Annotated in this window: 10 protein-coding genes; 1 reads left to right on the forward strand and 9 read right to left on the reverse strand. The window is 39.3% G+C overall.

Annotation, left to right across the window (positions count from 1 at the left end; translation table 11 throughout):
- Positions 1-294: integrase core domain-containing protein (locus tag BLS03_RS24810; protein WP_143015698.1), on the forward strand; the 294-nt coding region annotated here is incomplete at its 5' end.
- 214 nt (positions 295-508) lie between these two features.
- On the opposite strand, the gene BLS03_RS24815 is transcribed toward BLS03_RS24810, so the two are convergent.
- The 9 genes from BLS03_RS24815 to BLS03_RS24865 form a co-directional block, all read right to left on the reverse strand.
- Positions 509-1,204: an HAD family hydrolase gene (locus BLS03_RS24815; RefSeq protein WP_093279523.1), complete on the reverse strand. Its 696-nt coding sequence runs from the start codon at positions 1,202-1,204 to the stop codon at positions 509-511.
- Between the two features lie 100 nt (positions 1,205-1,304).
- Entirely contained in the window at positions 1,305-1,841 is a 537-nt protein-coding gene (locus BLS03_RS24820; RefSeq protein WP_093279524.1) for a GNAT family N-acetyltransferase, read from the reverse strand.
- 92 nt (positions 1,842-1,933) lie between these two features.
- Positions 1,934-2,398 carry a GNAT family N-acetyltransferase gene (locus BLS03_RS24825; RefSeq protein WP_093279531.1) on the reverse strand — a complete coding sequence of 155 codons (465 nt, stop codon included), beginning with the start codon at positions 2,396-2,398 and terminating at the stop codon, positions 1,934-1,936.
- A 135-nt stretch (positions 2,399-2,533) separates the two neighbouring features.
- Entirely contained in the window at positions 2,534-2,869 is a 336-nt protein-coding gene (locus BLS03_RS24830; RefSeq protein ID WP_093279525.1) for a hypothetical protein, read from the reverse strand.
- Positions 2,870-2,985: 116 nt separating this feature from the next.
- The gene (locus BLS03_RS24835) at positions 2,986-3,399 is read right to left on the reverse strand and encodes a hypothetical protein (RefSeq protein ID WP_093279526.1); all 414 of its coding nucleotides are present in this window, start codon (positions 3,397-3,399) and stop codon (positions 2,986-2,988) included.
- A gap of 162 nt (positions 3,400-3,561) precedes the next feature.
- Complete coding sequence (locus BLS03_RS24845; protein WP_093279528.1) at positions 3,562-4,125, reverse strand: hypothetical protein; 564 nt, start codon at positions 4,123-4,125, stop codon at positions 3,562-3,564.
- A gap of 528 nt (positions 4,126-4,653) precedes the next feature.
- Positions 4,654-5,073 carry a bleomycin resistance protein gene (locus tag BLS03_RS24855; protein WP_093279529.1) on the reverse strand — a complete coding sequence of 140 codons (420 nt, stop codon included), beginning with the start codon at positions 5,071-5,073 and terminating at the stop codon, positions 4,654-4,656.
- 1,291 nt (positions 5,074-6,364) lie between these two features.
- A complete protein-coding gene (locus BLS03_RS24860) occupies positions 6,365-8,008 on the reverse strand; it encodes an HsdR family type I site-specific deoxyribonuclease (protein WP_093279530.1) in 1,644 nt (547 codons plus the stop codon).
- Between the two features lie 133 nt (positions 8,009-8,141).
- Complete coding sequence (locus BLS03_RS24865; protein ID WP_025572964.1) at positions 8,142-8,492, reverse strand: hypothetical protein; 351 nt, start codon at positions 8,490-8,492, stop codon at positions 8,142-8,144.
- Positions 8,493-8,660: the final 168 nt, after the last annotated feature.

Below are 8,660 nucleotides of genomic sequence, written 5' to 3' on the forward strand. Positions count from 1 at the left end.
CAATGGGCTTATCAGCATGGTGTGATTTTAAAATTAATCCAGGCAGGAAAACCGACACAAAATGCTTATATTGAAAGTTTTAATGGTAAGTTCAGAGATGAATGTTTAAACGAGCACTGGTTTAGGGATTTGAGTCATGCTCGTGACCTAATCAGCCTCTGGCGAATGGATTACAATGAAAATCGCCCCCACTCAGCTCTGGGTTACTTAACTCCTTCTGAGTTTGCAGCGACAACAAGAACGGCACGAAACAGTGGTAATTTAACAAGCATTACTAATGAAGTTTTGGATTAGTTCTCGGGGGCAGGTCAGATGGGCAATTTATATCAACTTTATGGGGCATCGGATTCCAATCATACGTACCTGCCATTGCCCCCTATTTAAGCTATATCGCCTTAATAAAATGCGGCTATGGCTTACAGCACGTGACCTAAGCAAGGCTTCCGTAGTCACTATGCTTAACCAAACCAAAAATGCCAAAGATTAGCTATCACTCTTGAACAACTTGCTAGGGAGATATTACCAGAGACTCTACTTCACTTAGGCTTTCGATTTGAAAAATGCTGTCTGGAAGGTTTTCCGATGGATGGTAACCTTTGAGTAGTACTGGTCGCATACCCGAATTTAGTGAACCAATGGCATCGTTTATAGGATGATCACCAACATACATACACTCATGAGCGCAAAACCTCTGAGATGCCATCGTATCGACAAATATCTCAGGGTTTGGTTTTTTCTTACCAAATGATCCTGAACTGACAACTTGGCTAATCAGTGAATAAAATGAAGTAGCCATTAAGGTTTGTATTCTTGAAGCGTGTGCGCCGTTAGAAATGACACCTAAAAAATATCCCTGATTGTACAAGCTTCGCAGCAAGTTCTTTGCACCGACCATTTCTACGGCGCTTTGTGGAAAAACGACTTTCCAAAAGTCTATTAACTCTTTAGCGCTAACCCTAAGCTTCCAATCGAGTTGATTACTCAGTTCACAACCAACAGCTTCACTAATTTTTGCGTATTTTGAATCTGTAGCTAAATACCCGCCGTTGTCTACAACCTTAATTATTGAAGAAATACTTTCAGGGCTGTGTTTGTACAAGCGACTACCATATTTTTTTATCAACATAGTTGCAAACCGCTCAATACTCGCTGTTCGATCTACTAATGTATTGTCTAGGTCAAAATATACTGCCTTAATAGCCATGTGCTGTTCTCCCTAGCGCCCTTTAAAAGTGGCCAATGCACTACATGTCCACCTTATAAAGTAAAACTGCCACGAGCGAGAATCACTCTTAAACAGTTTGTTATATGCCTTCCCACTCGGTAGACAGGACTGACATTAGTACTTTATCGACAAATTCACCATTACGAAAACCTGATTGTCGCATTACACCCTCATGCTGATAGCCTGCGTTTTCATAAGCCTTAATCGCACCGTAATTAAGAGAGTTTGCTGTAAGCTGAACTCTGTGCAAGCCAAGTGTTCGTATAGCGTAATCTGTTACGACTTTCGTTACTGATGTGCCAACACCCTTACCCCAATAGCTTTTTTCTCCAATAAGAATGAAGTATTCGCCACTACGGTTTAGGTTACTGATCCCGGATATACCAGCATATCCAAGTAGCTGATCATTCTCTTTACTGCATATGCCAAAAGAGACATTTTTAGCGTTCAAATTTATGGATAAAAGCCATTTTTCAATATCTGATTTTGATTGAGGATACGCGTACGAAGAGAGGCTGTAGAGTGTAACTTCACGGTCACAAGACCACTTGTAAAATGCTTCCTTATCTTCCACATCCAATGAGCGCAGATAGTAACCATCTAGTTCCAATTGCATGATTTTCCTTATAATCTCCGATTGGCATATAACTACCTTAAACTAACGCATAATAAAAATGCCACGCCTTTCGAATCTGCTTAAACTGTTTGTTATGTCCGTACTCTCGACATGATGACAATATCTGTTAAATCGCCCTCAACAAGCACAGCCTTTCGCTTTGTACCCTCAATTTCAAAGCCAAAAGATTTATACAAAGCCAGTGCTGCGACATTGTTAGCATGGACTTGTAACTCCAAACGCGTCAAATTTAGCTGCTCATCACAATATGACAGCAAGAACTCCATTAAGAAACGACCCACTCCCTTTCCTCGAGAAGTTTTGGCGACCGCAATACCAAAAGATGCAGAGTGCTTTAACCTCGGCTTGGGCGTTGAAATGATAGCCAAATGCCCCAAGAGGTTTCCATCGTTTTCAACCGCGACAAAATTATGCTGGTTCTCATTGAACATTGAGTCGAACTCTTCCCTGTTGATGTCAGGTAAATAGCGATTGTTGTTTACAACCTCTGTTTCTGTGTAAATGTCATACAACTCTGGCAAGTCATCTGAACTCATTTTTCTTATTTTCATAGAACCCAAAAATCCGAAAAGGACATAACGCCGCGTTAAGGCGTGACGTGACGCGTGCCATACTTGAGCGAAGCGAACCTGGTACGCGTTGCGGAATCGCTCTTAAACGCTTTGTTATGCTTATTTTTCATCTAACACAATGCAAAACAGCATTTTTTCAAGAGGGTAAGTATCTGTGTCTGTCTGAATACAGGACTCTATCGTAGCTTTGGTTTCGAGTAATGACCTAGACACAAAATTTCTATTAGCTTCATCGTAATTCTGTTCAGTTGAGAACCCGATAATAGCGTCTTTAGGGTGCTGAAAAAATCCATCGTCGGTCCTTAAAACCAACTCCCAACCTAAGCATGCTATTTGTTCTGCCCCCAAAACGTTTAACACTGTCATAATTTCTGGATACGAAAAAATATACTCTTGCTCCGATACAGATAAACTTTTAATACCTTCTAGAGACATGAACTTTCCTCAAAGCATAACGCCGCGTTAAGGCGTGACGTGATGCGTGCCATACTGTGAGCGAAGCGAAACTGGCACGCGTTGCGGAATCGCTCTTAAACGCTTTGTTATGTGCATTATTCTGTGAAAGCTTTGATATACGCATAATCAGTGTCTTTTGTGCCTTTAAAAATAGTGATTTCACGTACGCCCATAATTGAATTCCAACGTAGAGAAAAGTTATTTTGAAATGTTGGTGCCTTCGGTGTTATGCCTAAACTAGCTAACGCGTTTTGATTAAAAGGTATACTATCTAGCCCTTCAACAGTGATCCAATCCGCTTTACCATTAATAAATACAATTTCTGTTTCCCCAACTGCGTAACTACACTTTTCCCCATATTTACTTTTTGAGCAGCTTTCTGGTTTTTTTAAAATGCTCGCAACTTGTTTTGGTGTTTTACCAATTAATTCAGGAATATTTACCAAGGTTGATGCTTGGCTTGTGGCAATCGATAAAGAACAAAATATAACTAACCATCTGATTTTCATACCGTCTCCGAAATGCACATAACGCCCAATTAAGTAGTGAGCAACGCAATACAATAACTACCGCATTGTGCCGTAAACACAAAACTCACCGCAAACCAAAACTGCCACGCGTTGCGAATCCCTCTTAAACAGTTTGTTATGTGACGGCGACAACAGCCGAACTTACTCCTCATAAAACTTTGAAAACCAATTACTGAATGACTCTTGATACTCTTGCTGAGCCTCTTTAACAATTTCATTAGCATCTTCGGTTTGCTCGATACCACGAACTTTTAACCAAGCGCAATATTCCCCACTATGTTCACTAGGCTCATAGTCATCGGGATCTCGATAGTAGCACACGCTATCCCATTCAATCATTGGCTCACAATCAAACGTTAATATTTGAAGTAATTCATTAAAATTACGAGCTACTACGTGGTAACCACCTTCACTACCGAAAGCAACTATTGGCGCATTTTCTAAGTTTCTATTACCGTCCTTTAGCCAAAAACCATAGGAAGATCCACTTGCATCTGCACTTGCAAATTCATAAATAGAGTTGAGGAAATCTTTACTCTCCGAGTACGTTTTTAAACCCAGTTTCTCTTGATCGATTGAAAACTCAAACCCTTCTGAAAAGTACGCATCTGATGCAACTTCATCATCAAAACTAATCAGTGGCAACAAATTCTCAGGCAATGTTAACCCCTCAAAATGCTCTATTAATTCGTTTTTGATACTCATTAGATACTCCTTACTACTTGAATCACATAACGCCCAGTTAAGGGGTGAACAACGCAATACCGAAGCCGCTGCATACCGCCTTAAACACTATAAACAACGCATAGTAAAAATGCCACGCGTTGTGAATCCCTCTTGAACTGTTTGTTATGTTTAAGATTCAATACCTTACGTTCAACTATACGGAAGTTTAACCCGACTTACACTTGTAAACAAAACCAAAACTTAAAAAACTGAATTAAATCATAAAGTTGACTAAATTAAACTTTGAAAACAGAAAACACAAAAACTGAAGTTCTAACTTAAAGATTGAGGAAAAAGTTCGGAAAACAGCGTCCAACGATGCCAATTTGCTAAAAGACCAAAACACAATGACTTTGGGAGCAAAGAAAAGACACAAGCTACTGATTTTACGTGATTAAACATAACGCCGCGTTAAGGCGTGACGTGACGCCTGCCAAACTGTGAGCGAAGCGAAACTGGCACGCGTTGCGGAATCGCTCTTAAACGCTTTGTTATAACACAATAACCTTATTTGCTTTTTTCGCCCAAATGCTGGGTAAAACGTAACAGATAACCATCCGGATCTTGGACTAAAAACTCACGCTGGCCAGAAAGCACATTACCTTCATCATACCAACTCTCTTTTGGCTCTCGGTAAAGTACAACATTAGCTGCATTTAAACGCTCTAATATCGGTGAAATGTCCGTTAACTCCATTTGAAAATTTACACCTCGCCCCAACGGATATTCAAGTTCTCCTGTTGACCACCCCGTATCATGAATTTGCTCAAGCATGATTTGAACGTTTTCGTTTTCCAAGTATGCAAACTCTGGATTTGAACGTTGGTTTCGAATTTTAAAGCCAAGTAAATTTTGGTAGAAGTTTAACGATTCTTCGAAATTGCTCACTGATAATTCAGGAACCATCGGATTCCAATATACTTCCATTTTGTTCCTTTTTAATCGATGAACTCAAATGTGTTATAACGCCCTGTTAAGTAGTGAGGCACGCTATACAAAGGCCCCTGCACTACTCCGTAAACACAAAACTCACTGCAAACCAAAAATGCCACGCGTGCCGAATCTGCTTGAACAGTTTGTTATGTTTTACCACAACTGACTCGCTCACATGGCATAGAACTGAATTGCATAAGAAATTGTTTAACTCACGTCACACGACGTTGTCAAATTAACCGACAAAAGCGATAAATACAAAGCGTGTAATTCCCAGGAATTGGATTGAGGCAACTTTGATAGCTTTTAGCGAGCGATTGCATCCCTTTCAAAACAGCGAAAAACAAAACTCAAATTGCCGAAAACCCCGCTGCCGATTTGTGAATTGGGAAATAGAACCTAAGCGACTTTAAGCCAAACCGATTATCAACACGCAGATGCGATTTTAAATTGAAGCAACCCACGAACTTTGAAGCCTGATTATGTTTGAGGGGTTCATGAACTTGGGCAGACAATATTGAATTGCTGAGACAACTCGGACGAATTGCCGAAGAGACCAAAGAAATAAGCACCAAGAAACCTTTTATTTCATCTAAATCAAAGTGAAACATAACGCCCTGTTAAGTAGTGAGGCACGCTATACAAATGCTTCTGCACTACTCCGTAAACACAATACTCACTGCAAACCAAAAATGCCATGCGTGCCGAATCTGCTTGAACAGTTTGTTATGTTTTACCACAACTGACTCGCTCACATGGCAAAGAACTGAATTGCATAAAGAATTGTTTAACTCACGTCACACGATGTTGTGGAATTAACCGACAAAAGCGATAAATACAAATCACGTAATTCCCAGGAATTGGATTGAGGCAACTTTGATAGCTTCTAGCGAGCGATTGCATCCCTTTTAAAACAGCGAAAAACAAAACTCAAATTGCCGAAAACCCCGCTGCCGATTTGCTAATTGAGGAAGAAAGCCAAAGCGACTTTAAACCAGACCATTTTTCAACACGCAGGCGCGATTTCAAATTGAAGCAACCCACGAACTTTGAAGCGTGATTATTTTGAGAGATTCATGAACTTGGGCTGACAAAGTTAAATTGCTGAGACAACTCAAACGAATCGCCAAAGAGACCAAAAAAATAAGCGCCAAGAAACCTTTTATTTCTTTTAAATCAAAGTGAAACATAACGCCGCATTAAGGTATGAGTAGCGCTTGGCTATACTTGAGCGAAGCGAAACTGCCAAGCGTTGCGAATCACTCTTAAATGCTTTGTTAGCCATCTACAGAGTCCAGTCAAGTCCAACAAAATCTACTATCTCTCCACGTTGCTCAAATGCATTACTACGACTAACCAAGTTAGCTAAACGATATCTAAGCTGAAGTGAAATTGGGCAGGTTATATACACCGAAGAAACTAGACTACTATCGAAGCCTGCAAAATAGCTACCTGTTCCTACGAGCATTGATAGAGAGCTATTTGCATCCAAAAATAACTTGAGCCTATTTCGTGCCACATCTGTGTTTTCCATATATGATACTTTCTGAATACGCTCATATCCATCAGCCCCCCATTTTGGTCTAAGGCTTAAAACCTGATCAAGGATATGACGTGCGTGATCAATAGTGTCTACTACGATTAGTGCTTTTTGATTGGCCTTTGATTCAAAATGCTCAACAATTCTTTCAGCCAAGTGATTACATCTAGCAAAATGAAAATTTGAACCAAGAAAGCACGCCTCATCAGAGATATGCTCAATATCTGTTAGTACAGGAGTTTCTCTCAAAATATGAATAGGTTTCAATACTTCATCTTGTATTGCATGCAATAGGTCATACCCTTGAACTAGTTCTCCAAAAAACTCCTGATCTTTGACGATTGGAGTACTAGTAAATAAAATACGCGTAGATTGTGGAAAGCACTCTTCTAACCTGTTTTTAATAGATTGCGTATTAAACCCTACCAGTAAGCAATCATCATTAAACAGAAAACCTTCTCTCATCAGCTTTTGCTCTGTAGCGATTACGATATGTGTACTTTTATTATTTAATTTATCACTTAGCCTTGCTGGATATTCACTCTTGTATAAGAGCACGTTTAGGCTATTAGAAATTAGGTGGTAAATTTGGTCTGCAATAGCAACGCGGTCAGTAATAATAAATATTGGTTTTGTTCGAAAAGAATCTAGATTTTTTACTTTTTCAAGATATGACACTAGTGTAACACTTAATCCACTGCCAAGAACTTGATGAACAATCCCAGCTTTCTTATCTGTACATAGTGCTTTTTCTGTCGCTGCTATAGCATTTGATACGATTTCTGAGCGTATATATTTTAGATATTCTTGAACAGGCTGAGCAACTTTTCGTATTTCTAGGATAGTTACCTTCTTAAAATGATCGCAGCTAACCTCTCTTGATAGCATACATAACAGTGGGTCTAAGATATCGGATATCAATTCCGATACTTCAACTACATCTAATTCAATTGAAAAGTGTACAATTTTATTTCTAAATTTTGTTAGCTGATCAATCTGATCACGAAGATCAGACTTTGCGCTAAGCTCATCTATCGAAAGAGTGATGGCAACACGTTCGATAAGATTTTTAAAGCCAACAGACATAACTTTATCATCATGATCAAACAAGTCGAGTACTCCCGCATTGTCCATTCCCGGCTTATTGCGAAGTATACCCAACCTTTCAACCGCTTTATTAACGTCTTGAAAAACTAAAAACTCGTTGTTTTGTACCAATAATTGTTTAAGCAACAATTCTATTCCATGATGAACCCAGATTATGGATTCTTTTAACAGCCAACCGTCCTCATTCTTTTTCCATTCATTCCAAACTTCATAGCCTCGCTTCAATGAATGTGCTCCATTATCTAATAATCCCATTTTTAAACTGCTATTCTTATTATTCATTTTTTATCCTTGATGGCTAACGCCCTGTTAAGTAGTGAGGCACGCAATACAAATGCTTCTGCACTACTCCGTAAACACAAAAACCACTGCAAACCAAAAATGCCACGCGTGCCGAATCTGCTTGAACAGTTTGTTATGTGGTAATTTCGATCAAAACTTGGAAATCCCAAGCTTTTGGCTGAATGGGAAAAGAATAAACATTACCTGGGTCTTCTTCGGCTTCCACTTTTAATTTTCTACCATCAGTGAGCGTCAGACAATACTCTAAACCACCAGTATCAATATCTTCTAAGTAACCTAAATCTGGATGATAAATAGATAATATTTTACAATTAACATTAACAATAGAGGTACCCGATATAAATCCGCTGTGTATTTCCAAAGGAATGCTATCTCGAAGACAGCTAAGGGTCGTAACTTCTCCAACCTTCAGAGCTTGATCCAATTCATACCAATAAAATCGATATTTACAAAGCTTCTGCATCTGTGTACTTTCCTATTTATTACCACATAACGCCCAATTAAGTAGTGAGCAACGCAATACAAAAGCTACCGCATTGCGCCTTAAACACAAAACTCACCGCAAACCAAAACTGCCACGCGTTGCGAATCTGCTTAAATTGTTTGTTATGCGATTTTTCGACAATGCTAA

Source organism: Vibrio xiamenensis (assembly GCF_900100015.1).
GTDB lineage: Bacteria > Pseudomonadota > Gammaproteobacteria > Enterobacterales > Vibrionaceae > Vibrio > Vibrio xiamenensis.